A 23,054-nucleotide genomic window follows, 5' to 3' on the forward strand; every position below is an offset into this window, starting at 1 on the left:
CGGCATAGGAAACATATCCCCACCTATTCTCATAAATAGACATGATTCGACACAAAAATACAGGAACCGATTCCTATAGACAAAGCAAAAGCCGCCCTGTTAGGGCGGCCGATTGGTCGGTCAGATCGATTCTGTTGGTTTGATTCTGATAGTTAAAGTTTTCGTTGAAGACATAACGAATATCCTCGAACTGCTCTTATTTGGTTTTGCTGTTGTTTTCGCCGCCAGAAGCGGCGTTCAGGCGGTTTCCGTATATTTTCGCAAGCGCTTGCGTCCTGTCGCTGACTCCTAGCTTGTCCAGAATTTTGGTCACATGGTTTTTGACCGTATGCGCGCTTATATACAGCTTGGCGGCGATCTCCAGGTTGCTCATGCCGCGAAGCACGAGGCTTAACACTTCGCGCTCCCGGGGCGTCAGCGCCTGCTGGGCACCGGCCGGGGGGCTCAGGTCCGGAGAGGACCGGGTCTGAACGGTTGTGTCGGCTTGGAGAGGCAGGTCCCGGGCGGGTTCCGTCTCCAGCCGGTGCGAGGCAGGCTGCAGCGCCCGAGCCAGGACACGCTGGGGCAGCGTCAAGCCGGTAAAGGCGTTGTCCCGCAGCAGCTCGCTGTCCAGGGCGATCCGTCCGGCCTCTTCAAGCAGATGGACGACCGGTTCCCGGGGTAGCGCCGAATGGAGAAAGTCGGCGTCGTAGCCGGATAAGGAAGCGGCAAGTCTCACCTGCTCGGCATCGGCGGGGGAGATCGGAAGCTGGGCCATCAGTTGTTCGGCCTTCGACTGAACTTCCTTGCAGCGGTTGTATGCGTCCAGATTCCAGTACGCCATCGCCTGGCGGAGCAAGCCGGCCCGCTCCGAGGTCGATAAGCTGTGCTGACGCTCGATCAGTTGAAGGCGGATCTCCCCGATGATGGACAGTGCCGTCAAGAAAGTGCGGAACGTGAGCGAATCGGTCTCGTCCCGGTATGCGACTCCAAGCACGCCCTGTACCCGATTGTCCCATATGAGCGGATATTCGTGAACGGGGTCGCCCCAATCGGTCTCAGCGGATACGGGGCAGCGTGTCGGGCAAGAACCGGCCGTGGAGGCGAAATGCCGGGCGGCTGCACCGGCGGCGTACCGCTCTGCCTTCGGCGGGGATAATCCCCGCGAAGCCAGGCAGCGGATGCCCCCGTAGCCGTCCTGTCTCAGCACGAGGCAGCAAAACTTGCCCTGTACGATACTGTGACTGACGTCTGCAAGCAGAGAGAGCAGCGTCTGTATATCCGTAATGTCGACGGACGCCTGGCAGACTTCGAGCAGTGTCGAATAGCGGGTCATCGATTGATTGTACGTATCGCTTAGGGAGACCATGCCGAGTCTGGACGCGAGTGACGCAGCCAGCAACTGGCCGGCCTCCCGGTTAGGCGCTGCGGCCCGGGACGTGTCCATGATTCCGCCGAACAGGACGCCATGCAGCGTCCCTCCGCTGCGCACCGGATAACAGGTCAGGTGATGGAGCGAGATGTCCCGCTCCGCAAAGGCGGCCGCTCTCGGGTCGAACCGGACCTTGTCCCAGCAGCCGGCTTGTCCGGTTAAGGCGGTCTGGCCGACAAAGCCCTCGCCCCAGTAAATGACCATGCCGTGCAGACTGTCGTAAACACCGCCGCCTTCAACGGCAGTAACGCGCAGCTTCTCTTCCGATATCGCTTCCGCATAAGCGGCGAAATCGAAATGGAGCAGACGCGCGGCCATCTCGACGGCAGAGCGGATGGAGCTTTTGGAGGAGACGTTATGGCGGTCGAACCAGTCGGTTAATACCCGGATGTAGTAGTTGTGGTTCGACTGCTTCGCATCTAACTGGTGAAGTGAGCTTGCGATCTGAGCCATCTGCATCATGCGTTCGATGTGGAGCTGCTTGTCCTCGTCCGTCGTATCCGGGGTCTCGTCGATCGCTTTCGTCCAGATTGCGGCGTCGGGACCCAGCTCCAGCAGTCTGCGGATCGGCTCGCGGTATTGCTTCTGAATGAGCACTCCCGCCCATATGTAATAGGCGGGACCGGTGTCGCCCGAGACCGGGGCGATAATCAGGTTCATGCCCAGATCGTTCTGATACAGAATCGTCCGGTCGATCGGGCCGGTCTCGCTTATGACGCGCTCGGTCCACGCTGCGGACAGAAGGCTCTGCTTGTCGTCAAGCAGCAGGCGGGCGAGCGGTTCCTTCCCGCAGACGCCGGAGAATACCCGTCCCCGGCAATCGGTTATAAATATCGTAAGCCCGCAAAGGGAGGCATAGGCATCCTGCAAATGCCGTAGTAGTCTGATCACTTGATGTGTTCCCATTGCTGCACCTCGGTCCCGCTTGAGTGGCTGTAACACTGTGGCTTCTGTGTTCTACTATAGAGTACGCTGTATTGGTTTTCAACCAGTCCATGGGCCTATCGTTCTTAAAAACGATCAAACTATCGCCGCCCGGGAGTGTCGTGTGCTAATATAGTAGTATTCGAAACTAATTCATAGACGCGCAGGTGATCGAGAGATGGGTACAGTGCCTACGGGCGTCCGCGGATTGGACGTACTGATGGACGGAGGTTTCCCGAAAGGGGCGACCGTCATTGTCGAGGGCGCTCCCGGAACCGGCAAGACGACTTTGGGCATGCAGTTTCTCCATCAGGGCGCCGTACGGGACGGAGAAGCGGGAATTTATATTACGTTTGAGGAGTTCCCCGATCAATTGTACCGCGATATGCTCGTATTCGGGTGGGATTTGCGGAAGCTGGAGGCAGAAGGGCTGCTTCGGGTGATCAGTATGACGCCCGATATTTTTCTGGAGCAGATGACCGAACCGGGAGGGCTGATCGAGAAGCTGATCGTCGATGTTGGCTGCAAACGGATGGTGATCGACAGCATCAGCTTGTTCCGGTACGGAACCGCGAGCCAGGAGGAGCACCGGCGGACGTTATACCGGCTGCGCAACATTCTCCGGAAGTTCGATTTAACCTCCGTATTGATCAAGGAGCAAGGGACGATGAATGAGGAGTCCGGCTTCGAGGCGTATATATCCGACGGATTTATCCAGCTTCAGCTGAAGCAGCAGATGGACAAGTACCGGGTGCGGACGCTGGAGATTTTGAAGATGCGGGGCAGACGAATCCGCGAAGGGGAACATATATACCGGCTGACGGATCACGGAATCCGGCTTATACCGGCCCGGTCGATGGTCGAGGATATGGCTCTGATCAACGGAAGGGAGAAAGTGCCGACAGGCGTAGAGGTGCTGGACGGGCTGCTGGAAGGCGGGTTTTCCCAAGGCACGGTCATGCTGCTGGACACGAACAGCAAAGCGAATTACAAATATCTCGTAGCCTCTGTGCTGGCGAACCGCTTGCGGGCCGGAGACAAGGTGGTGGCGTTGCTGTCGAGCTTCCACACGCCGCAGGATTTCGATAAAATGTTGGCGCTGCAAGGACTGTCCATGAGCCGGATGGCCGGGGAGGGGCGGTTGTTTTTTATCGAGCATTACAAGCGTTCATACCCGGACGGCTGCGAGGCGGCGGTCATTGATGTAAAGGGCTTGACGGGCAGCCAGAAATACCGGGAGTTTGTGCGGGAATCGCTCGGGCCGCGGGCCGAGGATAGTCCGGGCAACTGGTTCATTTATTACGATCTGAACACCGTGCTCTCCGAGCGCGGCAAAGAGTACGTCATGAAGTTTTTCGCGGAAGAAACGGCGGAGATTAAAGCAAAAGGGATGACGATGATGGTGATGTGCAACTTCAGCGAAATCGGACCCGAATGCTCCGCCTATCTGGAGCGGACGTGCAACGGCGTCATCCGTACGTGGGTGGACGGCTCGTATCAATATATGCAAGTGATGAAATCGCCGAACGGAATCATATCCGAGCCTTATGTCGTGGAGACGACCGCGCAGGCTCCTTTCATGAGACTAACCTGAGCGCGGCGAGCTTGAGACGGGAGGGGCAAACGATGACGGAAGAAGAAGCATGGCTGCTGCAGATGGAGTGCACCCGTTTTTTTCAAAATAATCCGTACAGTATGGAGACGGCGGAAGGCATATCGCTGAGGTTGGGGCGTAAGGTCGAGCACTTAAGTCCGGTGCTCGGCAGGCTCGTCATGCTATCGATTCTGGAGAAGGTCGGGAATGGATCGCGTTCCATTTACCGTTATATCGAACCGAATTTCAATGGCGATATGGACGTGCAATGGAACATCCATTAAACCTGGTACAAAGCATGCTGGATCTGTTCGCGAACGAAAGCGGACTGTCCGTCATACTGACCAACGATCGTGGCGAATGGATAACGCGACCGTCCGGTACGATCGTGGGGAGTCTCGAGTCCGGTCCGGTAAGGGGCCAGCTTGAACATCGGCTGAAGGCGATCTTGGAGCAATATGCCGCGATTCGCAACGGCATTGTGCACGATGTATCGCCGGGCGTCCGGCTCGTCAGGGCGCCTGTATTTCTGAACAGGCGCGAGACGTATTACGTATGGACCGGTTGTCTGGTGGACGAGAGAATCGTGAATCATTCGGCCATGCACAATCGCCAGGGGGAACCTAAGTTTCCGTGGACCCAGGTGTTGGCCAGCGCCAAACAAAATAGCGCCGATACGGAGAAAGCGCTTACCAAGACATGCACGCTGGCGTCCATCGTTGAAGGGCTGCTGAAGCCGGCGTTTGCCGAGGAGGCGCTGTGCCGCCGGATGGAGCTGCTGCGCCGGCTGGCCTCTAATTACGAGGCGTCCGAGGAATGGGCGCACGTGCTGGCCGAAGCGGCCGAGGAGGCCGACTTTATCGGCTTCGCCGCCAAGACGGAGCGTCAGCGGTTTGCCGTCGTGCAGTACGCGGGGCCGTCGGCCGACGCCGTGCGGAGGTTGTCCTTTTCGCTGGGAGAAGGGTTTGTCGGCCAGGTGGCGACTTCGCGAAAGGCGGTATTCTGGGATCAGGTCGCTAGGGACCCGCGCACGTTCGCTTTCTCGCAGTGCGGCTTGTATCCGATGTCGCTGTTTTGCGTGCCGGTCTTTCGCGACCGGGAGCTGGAGGGCGTGCTGTTCGGCGGAAGCGTGACCGAACCGACCTTGAGCCGCGGAGCGCAATCGTTCGTCAAGGCGTATGCGGCGGGCTGGAGCATGCGCGTCACGCTGGGGGCGGTCCGCGAAGACCGGAACACGAACTTTACCCGGCTGTCGACTTTCGTGGAGACGTGCGGCTCGATCAACAATGCGCAGGACGTCAAGCGGCTGTCTTATATTTTGGTCGATATGAGCCTGAATCTTGTGGAAGGATCGTTTTCCTGCGTCGTGCTGAAACAGTCGGAGCAGAAGGTGCAGCTCGTATCCCGGGGATTGGGCCAGCAGCAGGCCGAGCGTTACGTCAAGGAGCTTGCGGCCCGCTGGTCGCCGCCGGCGGACAGAAGAGGCTGGCCTCAGACGGAGCTGTACGAGGGCTCCGGCATGCCGCCGGTGATGGAATGCCCGTTGTATTATCAAAGCGAGCTGCTGGGCATATGGTGTATCGCACTGAAAAGTCCGGACCAGTACGCCTTGTACCGGGAATATATGACGATCGTCGCGCAGGCGGGGAGCGCCTCGCTCTACCGGCTGTGGGACAAGGGCAGGGTATGCCGGGGCGATGCGGTTCAACTGCTGAACCGGGCGCTCGGCTACTGGGACTCGTATGCGTTCGACATGACGCATCAGGCTCAGGAACTGGCGCTGCCGTTCGCCCGTTCGCTCAAGCTGGATGAGACGACGATCAAGCAGATCGGCGAAGCGTGTCTTGTCTATCCGTATTCGCCCGCTTTTTTAAGCGATATTCTCCGCAGTCCGGAACAGATGGAGCTGATCGGGCATTTTCACGCGATCACTCGTCTGCTGGAGGACGGCAAGCCGGGGGGGAGCGGGCAAGGACAAGGGCAGGAGGCGGACTCCGAATTCAGCGCCGGCGGCCAGATTATCGCGATGATTTATTTCTACTTGCAATTTGGCGGGGATACGCAGTCGCTGGATCAGCTATGGCCGGTCTCTCCGAAGCTTCGCGCCGCTTTCCGGGCGTTCTGCGATTCCCGGGAAGTGGTCGAGAGCGAAATCTCGCTGACGGCCGAAGAGGAAGATTCCCGTGCGAACGGGGTGCCGGAGCTTCCCGACATCCGCAAGCTGAAGGATCTGCCGCCGCTGTCGTCGCGCGAGCGGGAAGTACTGGGGCACGTGCTGCAGGGAGAGAGCAACCGCGAGATCGCGGAGCAGCTCGTCATTAGCGAACATACGGTCAAAAATCATATGACCAACATCTTCCAGAAGCTCGGCGTCACCGATCGCGCGCAAGCGATCGCGATGGTGTACAAGGCGGGCTGGAACCGGTAACGGAGGCTCCGCCGCTTTCTGGAAAGCACTTATTACATACATATGGCAGGCGGAGAAGAGAAGGGAAACCTTCTCTCTTTTCGTTGTTGCCCCCGCCCGCGCCTCCGTTTCATTTCGCCAAAAGGAGATTAATGGAATTCAAGAGGGAACAACTAGGAACGCCCGAACCGGAATCTGCCGCGAGTAGGAAAGGAGTAGGACGAGCTGATCTGCTGCCCGAAGGAAAAGATAAGAATAGCCGGGGATACCTTTTTCCGCCCGAAAAACGGAAAATAGAAGTAACAGCTAGAGCGGACCAGATAGACGGATTCGAAGGAGCGGATAGAAATGAAACAAACGGCAGCCACAATTGAGTACATGGAGCGCGACGTCAAGGCGATGGAACGTGCGGAACCGCAGACGGCCTTTTTGCTTAAACGGCTCAAACGGCATCATGCCCCCACCTATCGCAAAAGTTTGCTTACCGCCTACTACTCGCTGCAGCTCGCGAAGGCGCTCGGATTTACCCGGGAGGAGCAGACGGTTTTATTCCGGACCGCCCTGCTTCAAGATATCGGCAAGCTGCATATCTCCCGCGATATTCTCGACAGCCGGAACCGGCTATATCAGGGGGCGGTCTGGCAGATGCAGACGCACCCGAAGTATAGCGCGGATATTCTGCAGACGTTTATTGCGAGCGGGGAAGTCGACGGAGAGGCTGTGCTGCAGCATCACGAAAATTTGGATGGCACCGGGTATCCGTCCGCGCTGAATTGGAAGTCGATTACGCTGAACGCCCGCATTCTCCGGATTGCCGGAAGCTACACGGAATTGACGGATGCACAGGGGGCGGCGAGGCTCGGCCCGAGAGAGGCGATGGAGGAACTGTACTGCTGGAGCGATGTGTTGTATGATGCCGATCTGGTGGAGCTGATGAATCATTTGATTCGCCAAACGACGACGGAAGATGCGGTGAAGGGAGATGGCGCGCATGAGCTTGCTGCACGAAATCGAAAGTCTTAAACGCACCCTGTCCCGGATGGCCGACCGTCACGGGAATCTGACCCACAACTGTGTCGTAAGAATCAGCCAACTGCTCGACAAAAAGCTGAACGAGTATGAGCGAATCCGCCGTGAATCGGGCCGGGGGTAAGCTCAGGAGGGCAACGGGATGCGACTTTTTCCAAAGCCGTCTGGATTGTGATATCGTTAGGAGAGCTGACGATAGATACATCCAAGACGGTTTTTTCGTATGGAGCTAGGGAGAAAAGGAGCTGCGGGCTGAATGGAGCTACTGCATGTGAATATCGAGCAGGCCGGGTACGACGAGCAGGAGAGCGTGATCCAGGGCGTATCGTTCACGCTGGAGGCCGGGCAGCTCGTCGGACTGATCGGTCCGAACGGAGCGGGCAAAAGCACGACGATTAAAGCGATACTCGGCCTTATAAAAAAGGCGGCCGGCGAGATCCGGTTCGGCGGACCGCAAGGGACGTACGCGTACATCCCGGAGCATCCGATCTTGTACGAGGAGCTGACCTTGTGGGAGCATCTGGAGCTGGCCGCGGCCGCATACGGGCTGACCGAGGAATTGTTCCGGGAGAGGGCCGAAGAGCTGCTTACCCGGTTTAAGCTCATCGGATCGAAGCACCATCTGACCACCTCGTTTTCGAAAGGGATGCAGCAGAAGGTCATGCTCATTCTCGGCTTTCTGACCAAGCCCGACGTATATATTGTGGACGAGCCGTTTATCGGGCTCGATCCGAAAGCGACGAAGGAGCTGCTCGATTCGCTGAATGACGAGCGGCAGCGGGGGGCGGCCATTCTGATGTCGACACACGTATTGGATACGGCGGAGCGGATCTGCAGCTCGTTCGTATTGCTCGATGCGGGGAGGGTCGTCGCCAAGGGCGATCTGGAGGCGATCCGGCAGTCGTGCGGCAAGCCGGAAGCTACGCTGTTCGAATGCTTTCATACGTTGACGTGAGCGGAGGGGCGAGATGATTCAGGCAAACCGGTTATTCGCCCGAAGGCTGAAATCGGAATGGAAGTTTCAGTATAAAGTATGGAAGATGGCTGTCGATTGGACGGTTGCGCTGTATTTCGTCATTCCCGGACTGCTTGTCGCCGGGTACAACTATACATGGTGGTGGCGGGAGATGCCGGCTTGGGGGCACTACGTGCCGGAGCTCGCCCTGCTGCTTGTGCTTTATTTCGCTTCCTGCTCGGGATCGCTGCGTCTGTTTCTGGAGGAGGCGGACCAGTTGTTTCTGATCCGCAATCAGAGATGGATGAACCGGCTAAAAGGCTGGGGGATCGCCTGCTCGCTGACCGCAGTGGCGCTGCTTGCGGCCGCGGCGACATGCCTCGCCGCTCCGTTTCTCGTCCGGGTGCATCAGTATGGGGCTGCCCGTCTGCTGCTGCTCGGTGCGGTGGCGGCGCTTAGCGGCATGCTGATGCAGCTCGCGGGCAGGTGGATTGCGCTGCGTCTGCCGCGTCTGCCGGGCTGGTTTGCGCAAGCGGGCTGTTTTCTCGCCCTCGGGGCAATGTTCCTGTACGCAGCCCGGCTGGAGATGGGCTGGGGCTGGAGCGCCGTCTGGGCTGCGGTGCTGGCTGCAGGGACCGCGCTGCTCGTCCGGGTGCGGATGAGGATGACCGGAACGTTTTATCAGGATGTGGCCTACGAATACGACCAGCGGATGAAGTTCGCCGCCCTGCTGATGGGGTATGTCGTGCCGAAGCCTGCGAAGCTGTTAAAACGCAAAAAGCCTTGGTTGTTCGCGGGCTCCCGTCATTTGTTCCGAAAACGTACGCCGGATCGCGTGCTGGCGGAGACGATCGTCAAGTCGTTTTTCCGAAGCGGGACGCAGCTTAAGCTGTACATTCAGTTTACGCTCGCTTGCAGCTTCGCCTTGCTGGCGCTGCCGGTTATTGTGAAGTGGGTGTTCTGGCTCGGCGTTTCGTTCCTGCTCGCGTACTGGATCAAGATGTACGGCAAGGAAGTGATGGCATCCTCGTTTTTGAAGCTGTTCCGATGGCAGGATGCCGACCGGCTGAAAGCGATCAGCCGAGCGACTCCGCTGTTGTTCGTTCCGGCTTACGTACCGGCCGGTCTGCTGCTCGGCTGGAGTGCTTACGGCTGGTGGGCGGGGCTGCTGCTTATTCCGGCGGGCTGGCTGATCGGTTATGTGATGGGAGAACTGCTGAACGGATGGTAGGGCAGAGTGGCTGGCGGTGCGGCTACGGGGTGTCGTTCAGAACCCGGATTCGGCTGCGGCGGGAATAGGGGAGCGGCTGGTGGAGATGCTAAGTGCTGACACCTATTCCAACCTGAAAGTGGGGCTTTCGATGAGTCATGCACCGATCTACTTCGAATTTCCGGATTCCCGCTCCGCGAATCTGGCGGTCGATACGCTGACCGAGCTCGGTTATCACGTACATGCGACCGCGATAGACGGCCGGCCGGGACTGGAGCTGTACGTGGAGCACAACGATTTGACTTCGGCTCTGGAGATCACGCAAGCTACCGGAGGAACGCTGCTGGATACGGACGGGAGCGTATCCGGGCATGCGGCCTATGAGGAGGCGTACGCGCTCGATACCGTGCCGATCCCGGCGCATACCGTTAACGAAGACTGGCCGGAATCGTACTTCTCGGACACGTCCCGGGGGGATGCGGGCGGAACGGGCTTTGCCAATACGGCGGACGGACCTGAAACGTTCGACCCGTCGGGCGACGGCTATGATCATTTTCCCGCGGGCATTAAGTTGTAAGGGGCGGCAATTGACGATTGGCAAGTGGCAAATAGCAAATAGCAAATAGCAGGCAGCAAGTAGCGGTGGAGCTTCGGGAGGAGCTTGCCGCTTTTTTTGATGCAGCGGGATGACGGCTGTTGAGGCCGTTAGCGGATCATTAACCTGATATAACTTTAATGATTGAAATGATTAAAGCTGTATGAAAATTGCGGATTTCTTGGCATAAAAAAAGCTGTAAATTAATAAAGGATATTCATCGTGGAGAAGACTTCGCCTAAAAAGTGCGCTATTTGCTGGTGAGGGCACAGGAAACTTACTTTTGTGAATAAGTTGTGGATATCACCCGTGGATACTGTGGATAAGTTAGGGTGGAGTTGTTGGTTTCTTGTGGACAATATGTGGATGGAGTGGGGATGAGTTGATCTGAAGTAAAATGCGGAGGTTCACGTTAGCCCGCACCACACCGTTTCGAGGAAATCCGACACAACGGCGTGTTACCGGGACGAGCGCGGAAGTATAATTTCCGCTGTTTCGACCAATGAGCGTAAAAAGAGCTCATAGAGGAAGAAACGCTTCCGTTATCCATGCGCAAGAGGAGAAGTTACCCCATTTTCCAAGAAATAGCGGAAGTTTTTCTTCCGTTGAACCTGTAAAAACGGGTAAATAGAAGAAATAGCGGAAGAAGATCTTCCGCTAAGGGTTGCTTGATGATCAAACCTATGAACGTTGAACAGGCAGTGTTAGCACGTCTTCCTGCTGACCGATCCGAAGTGAATTCAGTCCGCTCCTTGTTCAAGCTTCAGCTGCTCCGCCTCTTCGGCGGCGCTTTTACCTGCCGTGTATCCCGACGTAAAGGCGGCCGTAATGTTGTAGCCGCCGGTGTAGCCGTGAATATCCAGCACCTCGCCGCAGAAAAACAGTCCAGGCATCCGCTTCGACTGCATCGTTTTCGGGTCGATCTCCTTCAGGTTGACGCCGCCGCCGGTGACGAACGCTTCTTCAATCGACATCGTGCCGTTCACGCGTACCGGGAACGCTTTGGCGAGCTTGGCGAGCTCGCTCCAGGGCTGCTTGGGGATATTATCGTACGTAACGTCTTCCCGGATTTCCGCCTTGGCGAGCAGAAGCGGAATAAGCCGGTCCGGGAACAACGGTTTGAGGATGTTTTTAACCGCTTTTTTCGAATCTTCGCGGGCGAGACGCATCGAGTCGGCGAACACTTCGTCCTCCGAACGGTCCGGACACAGATCGATCGTCACCCTTACCGTGTTTTCTCCGGATTTCTTCAGCTCCTTGACGACGAACTGGCTGCAGCGCAGCGCCGCAGGGCCGGACAGGCCGAAATGGGTGAAAATCATATCGCCCTCGTGCTCGATGATTTTTTTGCCCTTCTGGTTCCATACGGACAAATGGATATCGCGCAAGCTCAACCCCTGCAGCTCGCGGCTGCGGATAAACGATTCGTTCGACGTAAGAGGCACTTCGGTCGGGTACAATTCCGTAATCGTATGCCCCGCGTCCTCGGCCCAGGCGTAGCCGTCCCCTGTGGACCCGGTATGCGGCACCGACTTTCCCCCGGATGCGACGACGACGCAGCGGCTTGCGAGCTTTTCTCCCGAACGGAGCCGGACTCCGGCCACCCGCCCGTCTGCGTACAGCACCCGGTCGACCGGACTGTTGATGCGAACCGCAACGCCTTGATCCCTTACCCGGCCTACGAGCGCGTCTACGACCGTTTTGGCTTTGTCGGTGACCGGGAACATCCGTCCGCGGTCCTCCTCCTTCAGCTTAATCCCCATCCCCTCGAAAAAGGCGATAATGTCCCGATTGCTGAACGTGTTCAAGGCGCTGTGCAAAAACCGGCCGTTGCCGGGGATGTGCCGGATCAGCTCGTCCAGCTCTTTCGCATTGGTGACGTTGCACCGGCCGCCGCCGGATATGCCGAGCTTGCGGCCCAGCTTATCTCCTTTGTCGATCAGCAGCACGCTTGCTCCTCCCGCGCTCGCCGCTATACAGGCCATCAGGCCTGAAGGGCCGCCGCCGATGACGATACAGTCGTAAATCACGTGAATTCCGCTCCTTTTCCGGACGAAGCCGGGTGAATACGCTCATTGTAGCGTGTTTTGGCGGAAAAGGAAAACGGCGGCGAGTAGAGAGGGAAGTAGATAGTTGCCGGAATTATGGATTAACGCCTTTTGATGCACGGGATGACCGATGCTTCGCCCGTCCACCGCTCATCCGTATGGTTGCGCCCCCGCACGGCGATTCGCCCGTCACGGTATACCTCGACGAACAAGCTTTCGCTTTTGAGCGGGGATACCGGCTTATTCCCGGCCGAATACACCCCGCGGATGGCGCCGCTGCCAACTGCCGTGAAGGGACCGCGCCACAGCTGCCCGGTCGGCTCCAGATCCCAGTGCGTATGCCCGGAGAACAGGACGACGGCCGGGTATTTCGCGAGGATGGCGCGCAGACGTTCATGCTGGACCACGCCGCGCTCGAGCGAGCTGCCTTCCACCGTATCCGGCAGGGGCTGGTGCAGGAAGACGAATGCCGGCATGCAAGAGCTGCCGGAATCCGGACCGTTCCCTCCCGATGCTCCCGTATGCCGAGGGCGGCTCGTTAATTCGGCAAGACGTCCGTCCAGCCAGTTCAACTGCTCGTCCGACATACTGGCGTCCTCGCCGACCGATTCGTCGACGTCCCGGTACGCTTCTCCGCTTAGAAAAAGAAAGGGCACGCCGCGCACGGACGTTTCGTGATACAACCGGCGATAGCCGAAATGCCGCTTGAACTGGGAAGCTGCCTGATAGGAGCTCCAGTCCCCGCTTAACTTGGTGTAATCGTAATGAGTCCCGCCATGCAGCCACATCCGGTAATAGTCGTGGTTGCCCATCGTCGCGTGAACAGGAGGGTGGGGCGTGCGGCTCAACAGCTCCTTCAGACGGATGAAGTCCCGCTCGCCGCCGTTCGTCAAATCTCCATTGAGTACAAGTAAATCGGCGTCCGGCTTTATGGTATAATATTCTATAAGCGCTTTCATGAGCAAATGCTGCGATTCTTTATCGGTCTCTTGAATGTGCAGGTCGCTCAGCAAAATAAAGGAGAGCAGAGGCGATTCCGTTTGTAGTCCGGGGGATATTTGCTTGTCCGGAGTTTGCCGTGGAAGCTTTGCGGCACGGTTTTCGGCTGCGGCAAAAGCGCCGGGAGATGTGAGTCCAGACAGATTCCTGGGCGACAGTTCCGCTTCGGCTGTCCATCTGCCTGCGAGGCCGGTTACAGCGCAGGAACATAGCGCAAGCGCAGCCGAAACGCATAATACGAGCGTGTTTTTGTGAATCGGATTCATCTCCCGAAGTTGGTCCTGCGGGGTTGTGATTTTGTCCCGCGCTTACGATTAGGTTGGTTTCATTTCCCTGACTTATACATACAGGAACGGAGTGATAGGGTGTGCCTCAAATGATTTCATGGGGGCCGTTCGCGATCCAGACCGGACTGCTGGCCGTCATTGCGGCGGCGCTGACGGCGATCGCGGCTGTCCATCTGATGGCGAGAGCCGCTGGCGGCAGCAATGACAGCCATGCCAAGGAAGCGGCGGAGCTGCTGCAAAATGCGGCTTTTATCGCGCTGATCGTATGGAAGTTCGGCCACGTCTTGTTCGCTCCGGCTGTCGTCTGGGAGCGGCCGTCCGCTTTGCTGCTGCTCAGCGGGGGAACGCGGGAAGCTTTCGTTGCGATGCTTGTGGCAGGTGTGTATCTAGTGGTGCGTCTGCGCAGGAGAGCGATCCCGATCCGGCTTTTTCTCGATCTTGCCGCTTTTGGAGCCGTGCTGGCCGTTATCGTATACGCGGCGATCGACTGGAATTACGGGAAACCGACATCGCTGCCGTGGGGAATGAGCTTGAACGACCCCGAATTCCGGTATCATCCGGTGTCCGCTTATACGATGCTGGCGGCGGCGTTCGTTGCGCTGCTGCTGTGGATGCGCCGGGGGCAGGCGGGTACGGGGGAGCTGTACAGAGCCGGCTCGATCTATATGGGGCTGGGGCTGCTGGCCGTCTCCTTCGGTGCGGTTCCGAAGCCTGCTGTGCTGCTGCTGTCGTCCGATCAATGGTGGGCGATTGCTTTGGCGGGAATTGGCATTGTTTCGTCTACTCTGTCGCATAATAAGGCGGAAGGGAGATGACCAATCATGTCAAACCAACCAAAAAACGATCAGGACTCCATCGCTCAGCGCCGTCAAGCCGAGCAAAACGAAGAAAACCGCGGGAAATCGGCCGGCAGCGTTGTGGATAAAAAGCTGGACGGTCCGAACCGTCCCTCGGTTTAAGCCGGGTCCCGACAGGAGCGGAATATGGACAAAAACTACAACGAGCGCCAGGAGCGGGATACGAAGCAGCAGCCGCAGGCAGGCCGGGACGATGCATCGCTGGACCCGTTCGAGATTAATTTTTTGCCCCAGTTTACGGAGGGCCGAGGTCCGAGAAAACCGTTTATTAACGAATTCGGCGTGACGATCGGCGACCATATCTACGAATCGCCGGACTCTCCGCTCAGCCAGTGGACGGAAGAAACCGATCCTATGGTGATGGCGGGCGATCAGTGGGTGCACCCGTTCAAGGATATCGGATTTCAGACCGACGAGAACCGCGATTATTTCGAGAAGGGGATCTTGCCGTCGGCTCAAGGCGGCCGGTTCATGCATCCGGATAAAAACACCGCTTACGATGCAGGCACGGACCCCGATCCGGATCATGTAAAGGAATAAGCGGGATTAAGCGGTTGGAAGGGCGGGGGTTCGGGTTAGCCCGATTGGAGGTTTCGACGGGCAGACCGTACCACCCGTTGATGTAAAAGAGACAGACGGCGCTTAACCAGGTAGCCATGCGACGATGAGGACAAAGCGGCGTTTCGACCGGAGATGACGGCTCTTTATAGAAATCTCGTCCATTCGGTTTCGAATGGGGGCTTTGCTTACGCGGGCTGGAGATGTATAATAAAAGTTAGTCAACATTTTCGATTCGAAACTTGCGAATCTTGGAGGAGTGAAGATCATGTCCATGTCATTCGAAGCATATATGAAAGATGTGGTTCAACCGATGCGGGAAGATTTGACCCGTATTGGCATTCAGGAACTGCGTACGCCGGATGAGGTCGTCCAGCAGTTCGAAAGCGCGAAGGGCACCTCGCTCGTCGTCGTCAACTCGGTATGCGGCTGCGCCGCCGGCCAATGCCGCCCAGGTGTCGCCCAAGCGCTGCAGCACGACATTACGCCGGATCACCTGTTCACCGTTTTTGCCGGACAGGACAAGGAAGCTACGGCTAAAGCCCGCGAATATTTCGCGCCGTACCCGCCGTCGTCTCCGTCGATCGCCCTGATGAAGGACGGAGAGCTGGTACACATGATCGAGCGCCATCAGATCGAGAACCGCTCCGCATCGGAGATCGCCGCAGATCTGACTCAAGCGTTTGAGCGTTTTTGCCGCTAATCGGCTGGGAACTAAGCAAGCAGTGAGCTGCCCACAAGGGCAGCTTTTTTGTTGTTTTCGCCTCTCTCTGGAAGCCGCGCGCCTGAAGGGCTGCTCTCGTTCAGCTTTGAATAGACACCGCTCCTCTCTGTGCAAATTGTGGACAAGTTGTGGATAATGTGTGTAAATGCCGTGGATAAGTTATAAATTCTCGTGGATATGTTGTTAATATAATGTGGATATGTGGGCTAATGGTGCTGGGAAGCTGCGTTTCCGCTATCGCTTGGGGCCGGTATGCCCGAAGGGGATAGCGGAACGCTTGTGTTCCGTTATTGCCGAAGTGCTCGGCGGGATTAGACGGGCTCTGGGGACTTCCCTCCGGCCGGAAACCGCACCGGCAGATGGTGCTGCGCCGCACCGGCGAGCTCCCCGTCGGATAGACTGGTCGTTCTCCCGTTCTCGTATTGCCGGACAACCCATTCGTACAGCGCCTTCACGCCAGGGTTACGTTTATCGACGCGCTCGCTGCCGGTAAGGCCGAGATAGCGGTTCACCCAATGCGCAACGCCGGCCGTGCCCGCTTTGTCAGTGACGAGGACGCCGAGCGGCCGGTTCAGCAGTTTCGCGGTGTCGAAGATGTTGTAGATCTCTTCGTTTTTAATAATGCCGTCGGCATGGATGCCGGCTGCGGTTACGTTGAAGCTTTTGCCGACGAACGGCGTCATCGGAGGGATTTCGTACCCGAGCTCCCGTTCGAAATAATCCGCGATTTCCGTAACGACCCGCGTATCGACCGAACGGTCCCCCGTAAGGCCCATATATTCGAACAATAACCCTTCGATCGGAGTGTTTCCCGTCCGTTCGCCGAACCCGAGCAGCGTTCCGTTTACCCCGGAGCAGCCGTACAGCCAAGCCGTGGCCGCATTGGTGAGCACTTTGTAGAAGTCGTTATGCCCGTGCCATTCGAGCTGAGCGGACGGGATCCCGGTCTCCGACCGCAAAGCGTGCAGCAGCCGCGGCACACTGCGCGGCAGCACCGCACCGGGATAGCTGACGCCATAGCCCATCGTATCGCACAGTCGCACCTTGACGGGGATGCCGCTTTCGGCGGAAAGCTGCTGGAGCTGCTGTACGAACGGAACGACGAAGCCGTACACGTCAGCCCTTGTCACATCCTCCAGATGGCAGCGGGGGCGAACGCCTTCCTCCAGGGCGGCGCGCACGACGGACAAATATTGCTCCATCGCCTGTTCCCGGCTCAAGCCCAGCTTGAGATGGATGTGGTAGTCCGAACATGAGGTCAGGATGCCGGTCTCGCGGATGCCCATCTCCTTAACCAGCTGAAAATCTTTCTCCACCGCGCGAATCCATGCCGTTATCTCCGGAAATTCGTATCCGCGCTCCTGGCATGCCCGGACCGCTTGCCGGTCTTTCTCGCTGTACAGAAAAAATTCGCTCTGACGGATGACGCCGCTGGGCCCCGATAACCGGTGAAGCAGATCGAATAAATCGGTAATCTGATCGACGGTGTAAGGGAGGCGGGCTTGCTGGCCGTCACGGAACGTCGTGTCGGTAATGAAGATCGAGTCGGGACGGTCCATCGGGACGTCCACACCGTCGAAGAACACAAGCGGTGGGGCTTCGTAAGGAAATTGTTCGCGTTGCAGGTTGGGCTCTGCAGGTGTGGCTGCGGAGAGGTGTCGATCGTCCGTGTTGCGTTTATCATTCATTGTCGCTTCACCCTTTCTTCGTATGAGTTTATTGTATGAAATTTAATTGATAAATGAAACTTTATACTTTTTATCATAACGATAAATGATGTTCATCGAAAAGAAGCAACCGATATTTGGTTTGCCGAATGAGGAACAGGATGAAAATATTTCGATAAAATGATTGAATGATCCAATAATATTGAAGTGTGTTCATGGCCTAAATTCTTTTTAGTTATTAAGATAATAGCAGGAAGTAGCTTGCTGCCAGTCTAAGCAGAGGGGGAATAACCATGATTGAAAAACTGAAAATTATTGATTGCGATGTTCACAATTCACTCCGAAGTTACCGTGATTTGTTGCCTTATCTGGCCGAGCCTTGGAGAACCCGGGTGGAGCAGGCGGGGCTAGGCTTAATGTTTTCCGGCTACTATACGCCGGTCGGCGTAGGCCGAAAAGATGCGGTGCCTCCGGGAGGAGGGGCGGTCGGTTCGGATCCCGATTTCGTCGCCAAGCAACTGCTCGATCCGTACAACGTGGAGTACGGGATTTTAACGAGCAATCTGTTCAGCATATCGGTGGGGCACGATCCCGATTTTGCGGCTGCTCTGTCCAGTGCGTACAACGACTATATGCTCGAAGCTTGGGTCGGCAAAAACAGCCGCTACAAAGGGTCGCTGCTCGTTTCCTTTCTCGACCCGCAGTTGGCGGCGAGGGAAATCGACCGGCTGGGCCCTCATCCGGGGATCGTCCAGGTTGTTATGAGCAGCGCGACCCGGATGCCACTCGGGCAGCGGTTTTACCATCCGATTTACGAAGCGGCCGCCCGTCACGGGTTACCGATCGCCATTCACCCCGGAGCGGAAGGGGCGGGCCAATCGAATCCGCCGTCGGCGGCCGGTTATCCGACCTGGTACATTGAGTGGCACACCAATTTGTCGCAAAATTTTATGGCTCAGTTGACCAGCATTATTTGCGAGGGGGTATTTGAGAAGTTTCCGGGGCTCAAATTCGTCTTCATTGAAGGCGGGATCGCTTGGCTGCCGCATCTGATGTGGAGGCTCGACAAAAACTATACCGCTCTGCGTTCGCAGGTCCCCTGGCTGAAAAAAATGCCAAGCGCCTATATCCGCGACCATTGCTACTTCACGACGCAACCGATCGAGGAGCCGGATAACCCGAAACATTTGAAAGCGATTTTCGAGATGTTCGACGCCGAGCATGTTCTAATGTATTCGAGCGATTACCCGCATTGGGATTTTGACGCGCCGGATCAAATCTTGAGATGGCTTGCTCCGGAGGCGCGAGAGAAAATCTTCTATGCCAATGCCAAGAAGTTGTACAACTTGTAGGGGGTTGTCCAGAATGGACGTACATTATGTGGCCGAAGCGGATGCGATCGAGGAAGGTTGCCATCAAATCGTAGAAATCGGCGGGAAATCGATCGGCATTTATAAGGTGAAAGGTGAATATTTCGCCCTGTTGAATTATTGTCCCCATCAAGGCGCGCAACTGTGCAAAGGACCGGTGTGCGGCACGACGATGCTGTCCCCGGTGTACGAATACGACTACGGCAGACAAGGGGAAATCGTGCGTTGTCCTTGGCATGGCTGGGAGTTCGACATCCGTACGGGACGGCCGCTTGTGGAAGGAAAGGGCAGGCTGCGCAAGTATGAAGTCGTCATTGCCGGCGGCAAAATCGGCATCAAGATATAGCTCTGTGCAAAGCCGGAGCCGGTTGCGGACCGGCGGAACGCACGGCGTGCAGGTTAAGCCCGGGTAAGTAAGCAAGCAAGGACAGCCAGGACCGGAAGCTGGAGGTTCGCGGGGCCCGGGTCATTCAAGCCTGGGCCGGTCTCCCGGCCTTAGGGAGCGGAATAATCGTGACGGGCTGTCCTTTTTGAACCACCGATGGCGTGAAGCCGGTAATCGTCTTGAATACACGGTGAAAATGCGACTGCTCGCAGTAACCCAGATGGTCGGAAATTTCCGCAATTGTCATCCGGCTGCTTTGAAGCAGTTCGCAGGCCACCGCTATTTTCACCTGATGGATATAATCTACCGGTGTCTGGCCCAGCGTCTCCTTGAACAGCTTGGTGATGTGATTCGGAGAACGGTCGACGTATTCGGCCAGATCGGACAGCTTGATCGGCTGGCAATGGTTATGAACGATATACGTTTGCAGCCGGTTCATCAGTTCATGCTTGATCGCCGAGCTTCGCTGTTTCTGCGAATCCTGGATGATTAGCCCGATTAATTCCGACAGGATGCCTTCGCAGATGAGCGGGCTGCTGCCCGAGGACCGGTTGAACCACTGCATCAGAAGCATCGAGAAGCGCTGCCGGAAGTAATGATCGTTATGGATTTTATCCGTATAGAACCCTTTGTCACGCAGAGGGAACAGCTCGGTATCGGCGTTGCCGGACGAGGTGAAGTGAGCCGAATATTTCTGGTGCAGCTCCTTGTCATTGTGGCACGACCGGCTCGTGCCTGCGGGGATGAACAAGATGTCGCCCTGCTCGAGCGTCACGTCTTGCCCCAGCATCCGGTATACGACCCGGCCGCTCGTCACGTAGATCAGGATATGATGGGGGACCTTCTTGTCCGTAATGGCCCACTTCTCGACGCGATCGTCATAAATAACTGTTTTGATGGAGAACACGGCGATTCCTCCCGGTTGATTATTTACGATTGAATTATACATAAAATTGGGGGATCATTCATTGATGGAATTCCTTCATATGTATTACTATTATAGCAGATGATCATCTTCTGGAAACCATATGGATGAGTGAAATATGTAGAATATCGATTGTTTTGAAAGCGTTTGTTATGGTGAAGTCTGTAAGAGGTCGCGAATGTTGGATCGAACGCAGGACGTCCGGAAGGGCCAAACGTTTGTCTTTTTTGACAACGCTTTCAGAAGGGCTGACCGAAATTCAAAGGGGGAATTTCTATGGATGGCAAGAAGACCGGATTTCGCAATAAGCGGCTCGTGCCGTATCTAGCGGCCGGAACGGCCCTGCTGCTGCTGGCGGCGTGCGGGGGCAAGGAGAAGGAGGGGGACGCTCCAGGTCCGCAGCAAGGCGCGGCGAGTAAGGAGCCGGTAGAGCTGACCGTATGGCAGACGGTGCTTAACGTACCGGAGGAGCAGTTTATGCAGGAGTACGGCAACAAGATTAAGGAGAAGTTTCCCGAGGTGACGCTGCGATTCCTTCCCTACGCGGGGAAAGGGTCGACGATTAGTGATCTTCTGGCGGCCGGCCAAGTGCCGGATATTGTCTACGCCTCGATCGGGCATGTATTCTTCGGCATTCTCGATCCGAACCTGCAGTACGATATGACGGAGCTCATACAGAAAAATAAATTCGATCTGAGCCGCTTCGACCCGGCCGTCATCGAACGGCAAAGATTGCTCGCCGGCGGTGGAATCTACGGACTGCCCACTTCGATGGATACGCTGGTGCTGTATTACAACAAAGACATTTTCGACAAATTCGGGCTGTCGTATCCGCGAAACGGCATGACCTGGGACGAAACCTACGAGCTGGCGAGAAAGCTGAACCGGACGGAGGACGGCGTCTCCTATCGCGGGGTCGGGATGGCGATGGGGGCCATGTTCACCGTCAATCCACTCTCTCTTCAGTCGGTCGATCCGGCTACGGGCAAATCGAGGTTTGTATCCGACGACGGGTTCAAAAAGCTGTTCGACAACTTTGCGCGGTTTTATCATCTGCCCGGCAACGGGGTGGACAAACAAACCGCCGCGCTTGCCAAGCAGCGGGAGATGTTCGACAAGGAGAAGGTGACGGCGATGTTCGTCAATACCGCTGCTTTCGCTACGTCGACCTATAAGGATACGATGAACTGGGACGTCGTGCGGCTGCCGTCTTTCAGCGAATCGCCCGGCGTCGGCTCGCAGCCGATCCCCACCTATTTTTATATTACAAATCCGAGCAAGAAAAAAGAGAAGGCGTTCGAGGTCATCTCCTATCTGACGTCGGATGAATTCCAGCATTACGCCTCCAAAAAAGGCAAGTACACGGTGCTGTCCGACCCGAAGATCCGGAATACGTTCGGGGACGACATCCCTTACTTCCAAGGGAAAAACGTCAAAGGAATGTTCCCGGTCAAAAATGCGCTGCCGGCGCCGCTTACCAAGTTCGACAGCCTTGCCTTGGCAAGCCTTAACGCGCAGTTCGATCAGGTGATCATCGGGCCGAAGGATGTTAATACAGCGCTCCGGGAAGCCGCGGAGGATGCGGACAAGAAAATCGAAGCAGAGAAGAAAAAGCAGTGAATGCGGCGGCCCGTCGTCCAGTCGATAGTTCCTGCTGGTATATGACGTAAGAAGCCGCGGCGTGCGGTGTCGGACTTCGACTATGGCCGGATTGGGGACGGGTGCGGGTGAAGTGAGTCCAATTTTGTAAAGAGAGCGGGGATAATCGATGGCCAGATGCAGATGGACGGCATGTCTTGGCATAGCGGCTATGTTGATGCTGGCCGCATGCGGCGGCAACGGAGAGGGGGGCGGCAGCGATGCCGCGAGCGGGGGCGATAGTGCGCCCCCCAAGCCGGCCGAGCCGGTAACGCTGCAATTTTTCCATACGTCGACGGGGGTATCAGTAGATAAGTTTATGGACGATTACGGGAATGCGATTAAGAAAAAGTTTCCGCATGTAACCCCGGTATTCACCCCTCTGGGGAAAGGAAATACGATCCCGGAGTTGATTGCGGCGGGAAATACAATCGATATTCTGTGGGCCTCGATCGGCCATCTGCACGGAAACTTGTTGGAATACAACTTGCAATATGACATGTCGGAGCTGATCAAAAAATCGAATTTCGACCTGAACCGGTTCGAGCCAACCAGTATCGAGATGATGCGCCAGTCGGCGAAGGGGGGGATCTACGGCTTGCCGATCGGCAATTCCTCCGCAGCTTTATTTTATAACAAAGATCTATTCGACAAGTTCGGGGTGCCCTATCCGAAGGACGGGATGACGTGGGATGAAACCTACGAGCTCGCCAAGCGGATGACCCGTCAGGACGGAGGCAAGTTGTACCGGGGGATGACGTTTTCCTTCCAGCATATGGCGCTGTTGAACCAGTTCTCGCTTCCGCATATCGATCCGGCCAGCGGTAAAGCGACGTTCTCCTCGGATTCGAAGTGGGCGGTGTTTACGGATAATTTCTTGCGCTTCAACCGGATTCCCGGCAATGAGGTCGATGCGAAGCAGATGCTGCTTGCTTACCAGAGCAGCGCGTTTTTCGACGAAAAAATATCGGCCATGCACGCGACGCTTAGCGGCGGCAACCCTTGGGCGAGCGACAACATGGGGATGATCGATGTCGTCACGCTGCCGACCTTCAAGGAGCTTCCGGGAGTGGGCCCGCAAGGATACCCTTATTATTTCAACATTACGTCGATGAGCAAGCACAAGGAGCAGGCGTTCGAAGTGATCGCATACCTTGCTTCGGACGAATTCCAGATGGAGCGTTCGAAGAAAGGCTTCCTGAGCGCTTTAAAAAACCCGGCCGTTCATCAGGCGTTTGGTCAAGATTCGCCATCCCTGCAAGGCAAAGGACTGAATTTGAAAGCGCTGATCCCGGAGAAGCTGGCCCGTCCGGCGCTGAAGACGAAATATCAGAGTATCGCCGACCAGCGGTTGATGGCTGGCTGGTACGAGATGGTGCAGGGCAAAAAGGACGTCAACACCGGACTGGGTCAGGCAGCCGAGACGACGGACAAAGCGATCGAAGCGCAAAAAGGAAAGTGACGATGCGCC

Annotated in this window: 21 protein-coding genes; 16 read left to right on the forward strand and 5 right to left on the reverse strand. The window is 56.6% G+C overall.

Annotation, left to right across the window (positions count from 1 at the left end; genetic code table 11):
- Positions 1-196 precede the first annotated feature (196 nt).
- Complete coding sequence (locus tag IDH45_RS35015) at positions 197-2,302, reverse strand: LuxR C-terminal-related transcriptional regulator (RefSeq protein WP_317891239.1); 2,106 nt, start codon at positions 2,300-2,302, stop codon at positions 197-199.
- A gap of 211 nt (positions 2,303-2,513) precedes the next feature.
- Between IDH45_RS35015 and IDH45_RS19370 the strand changes: the two genes are divergently transcribed.
- The 8 genes from IDH45_RS19370 to IDH45_RS19405 all read left to right on the forward strand — a co-directional run bounded on the left by IDH45_RS19370 (position 2,514) and on the right by IDH45_RS19405 (position 10,107).
- Positions 2,514-3,929, forward strand: a complete 1,416-nt coding sequence (locus tag IDH45_RS19370) for an ATPase domain-containing protein (protein ID WP_190929773.1) — start codon at positions 2,514-2,516, stop codon at positions 3,927-3,929.
- A gap of 32 nt (positions 3,930-3,961) precedes the next feature.
- Positions 3,962-4,213 (forward strand): hypothetical protein, encoded by a 252-nt coding sequence (locus IDH45_RS19375; protein ID WP_190929774.1) that lies wholly within the window; start codon positions 3,962-3,964, stop codon positions 4,211-4,213.
- A complete protein-coding gene (locus IDH45_RS19380; RefSeq protein WP_190929775.1) occupies positions 4,198-6,357 on the forward strand; it encodes a LuxR C-terminal-related transcriptional regulator in 2,160 nt (719 codons plus the stop codon). The genes IDH45_RS19375 and IDH45_RS19380 overlap by 16 nt, the downstream gene beginning before the upstream one ends.
- 327 nt (positions 6,358-6,684) lie before the next feature.
- Positions 6,685-7,359 carry an HD-GYP domain-containing protein gene (locus IDH45_RS19385; RefSeq protein WP_190929776.1) on the forward strand — a complete coding sequence of 225 codons (675 nt, stop codon included), beginning with the start codon at positions 6,685-6,687 and terminating at the stop codon, positions 7,357-7,359.
- Complete coding sequence (locus IDH45_RS19390) at positions 7,328-7,489, forward strand: aspartyl-phosphate phosphatase Spo0E family protein (protein WP_190929777.1); 162 nt, start codon at positions 7,328-7,330, stop codon at positions 7,487-7,489. The genes IDH45_RS19385 and IDH45_RS19390 overlap by 32 nt, the downstream gene beginning before the upstream one ends.
- Before the next feature lie 132 nt (positions 7,490-7,621).
- Positions 7,622-8,320, forward strand: coding sequence for an ABC transporter ATP-binding protein (locus IDH45_RS19395; protein WP_190929778.1), 699 nt, complete (start codon positions 7,622-7,624; stop codon positions 8,318-8,320).
- A gap of 13 nt (positions 8,321-8,333) precedes the next feature.
- Positions 8,334-9,551, forward strand: a complete 1,218-nt coding sequence (locus tag IDH45_RS19400) for an ABC transporter permease (RefSeq protein ID WP_190929779.1) — start codon at positions 8,334-8,336, stop codon at positions 9,549-9,551.
- A 16-nt stretch (positions 9,552-9,567) separates the two neighbouring features.
- Entirely contained in the window at positions 9,568-10,107 is a 540-nt protein-coding gene (locus tag IDH45_RS19405) for a hypothetical protein (protein WP_190929780.1), read from the forward strand.
- Positions 10,108-10,865: 758 nt separating this feature from the next.
- On the opposite strand, the gene IDH45_RS19410 is transcribed toward IDH45_RS19405, so the two are convergent.
- Both IDH45_RS19410 and IDH45_RS19415 read right to left on the reverse strand, forming a co-directional pair.
- A complete protein-coding gene (locus IDH45_RS19410) occupies positions 10,866-12,155 on the reverse strand; it encodes a BaiN/RdsA family NAD(P)/FAD-dependent oxidoreductase (RefSeq protein WP_190929781.1) in 1,290 nt (429 codons plus the stop codon).
- 119 nt (positions 12,156-12,274) lie between these two features.
- Positions 12,275-13,438: a metallophosphoesterase family protein gene (locus IDH45_RS19415; RefSeq protein WP_190929782.1), complete on the reverse strand. Its 1,164-nt coding sequence runs from the start codon at positions 13,436-13,438 to the stop codon at positions 12,275-12,277.
- A gap of 110 nt (positions 13,439-13,548) precedes the next feature.
- Here IDH45_RS19415 and IDH45_RS19420 point away from each other — a divergent pair, with 110 nt between their 5' ends.
- The 4 genes from IDH45_RS19420 to IDH45_RS19435 all read left to right on the forward strand — a co-directional run bounded on the left by IDH45_RS19420 (position 13,549) and on the right by IDH45_RS19435 (position 15,577).
- Complete coding sequence (locus IDH45_RS19420) at positions 13,549-14,274, forward strand: hypothetical protein (protein WP_190929783.1); 726 nt, start codon at positions 13,549-13,551, stop codon at positions 14,272-14,274.
- Positions 14,275-14,280: 6 nt separating this feature from the next.
- On the forward strand, positions 14,281-14,418 hold the full coding sequence (locus IDH45_RS19425) for a hypothetical protein (protein ID WP_190929784.1): 138 nt from the start codon (positions 14,281-14,283) through the stop codon (positions 14,416-14,418).
- 24 nt (positions 14,419-14,442) lie between these two features.
- The gene (locus IDH45_RS19430; RefSeq protein ID WP_190929785.1) at positions 14,443-14,856 is read left to right on the forward strand and encodes a DUF3905 domain-containing protein; all 414 of its coding nucleotides are present in this window, start codon (positions 14,443-14,445) and stop codon (positions 14,854-14,856) included.
- A gap of 286 nt (positions 14,857-15,142) precedes the next feature.
- A complete protein-coding gene (locus IDH45_RS19435; protein ID WP_190929786.1) occupies positions 15,143-15,577 on the forward strand; it encodes a BrxA/BrxB family bacilliredoxin in 435 nt (144 codons plus the stop codon).
- A gap of 332 nt (positions 15,578-15,909) precedes the next feature.
- Here IDH45_RS19435 and IDH45_RS19440 read toward each other — a convergent pair whose 3' ends face one another.
- Positions 15,910-17,286: a beta/alpha barrel domain-containing protein gene (locus IDH45_RS19440; protein ID WP_190929787.1), complete on the reverse strand. Its 1,377-nt coding sequence runs from the start codon at positions 17,284-17,286 to the stop codon at positions 15,910-15,912.
- 272 nt (positions 17,287-17,558) lie between these two features.
- On the opposite strand from IDH45_RS19440, the gene IDH45_RS19445 reads away from it, so the two are divergent.
- Together IDH45_RS19445 and IDH45_RS19450 are read left to right on the forward strand one after the other, a co-directional pair.
- A complete protein-coding gene (locus IDH45_RS19445) occupies positions 17,559-18,617 on the forward strand; it encodes an amidohydrolase family protein (RefSeq protein WP_190929788.1) in 1,059 nt (352 codons plus the stop codon).
- Positions 18,618-18,630: 13 nt separating this feature from the next.
- Complete coding sequence (locus IDH45_RS19450; RefSeq protein ID WP_190929789.1) at positions 18,631-18,981, forward strand: Rieske (2Fe-2S) protein; 351 nt, start codon at positions 18,631-18,633, stop codon at positions 18,979-18,981.
- A 124-nt stretch (positions 18,982-19,105) separates the two neighbouring features.
- Here the strand turns inward: IDH45_RS19450 and IDH45_RS19455 are convergent, their stop codons facing one another.
- The gene (locus IDH45_RS19455; protein ID WP_190929790.1) at positions 19,106-19,927 is read right to left on the reverse strand and encodes a helix-turn-helix domain-containing protein; all 822 of its coding nucleotides are present in this window, start codon (positions 19,925-19,927) and stop codon (positions 19,106-19,108) included.
- Between the two features lie 294 nt (positions 19,928-20,221).
- On the opposite strand from IDH45_RS19455, the gene IDH45_RS19460 reads away from it, so the two are divergent.
- Positions 20,222-21,565 (forward strand): ABC transporter substrate-binding protein, encoded by a 1,344-nt coding sequence (locus IDH45_RS19460; protein ID WP_190929791.1) that lies wholly within the window; start codon positions 20,222-20,224, stop codon positions 21,563-21,565.
- A gap of 148 nt (positions 21,566-21,713) precedes the next feature.
- Positions 21,714-23,045, forward strand: coding sequence for an ABC transporter substrate-binding protein (locus IDH45_RS19465; RefSeq protein ID WP_190929792.1), 1,332 nt, complete (start codon positions 21,714-21,716; stop codon positions 23,043-23,045).
- The last annotated feature ends 9 nt before the right edge of the window (positions 23,046-23,054 follow it).

It is taken from the genome of Paenibacillus oceani (genome assembly GCF_014705615.1).
In the GTDB taxonomy this organism is placed as follows: domain Bacteria; phylum Bacillota; class Bacilli; order Paenibacillales; family NBRC-103111; genus Paenibacillus_AB; species Paenibacillus_AB oceani.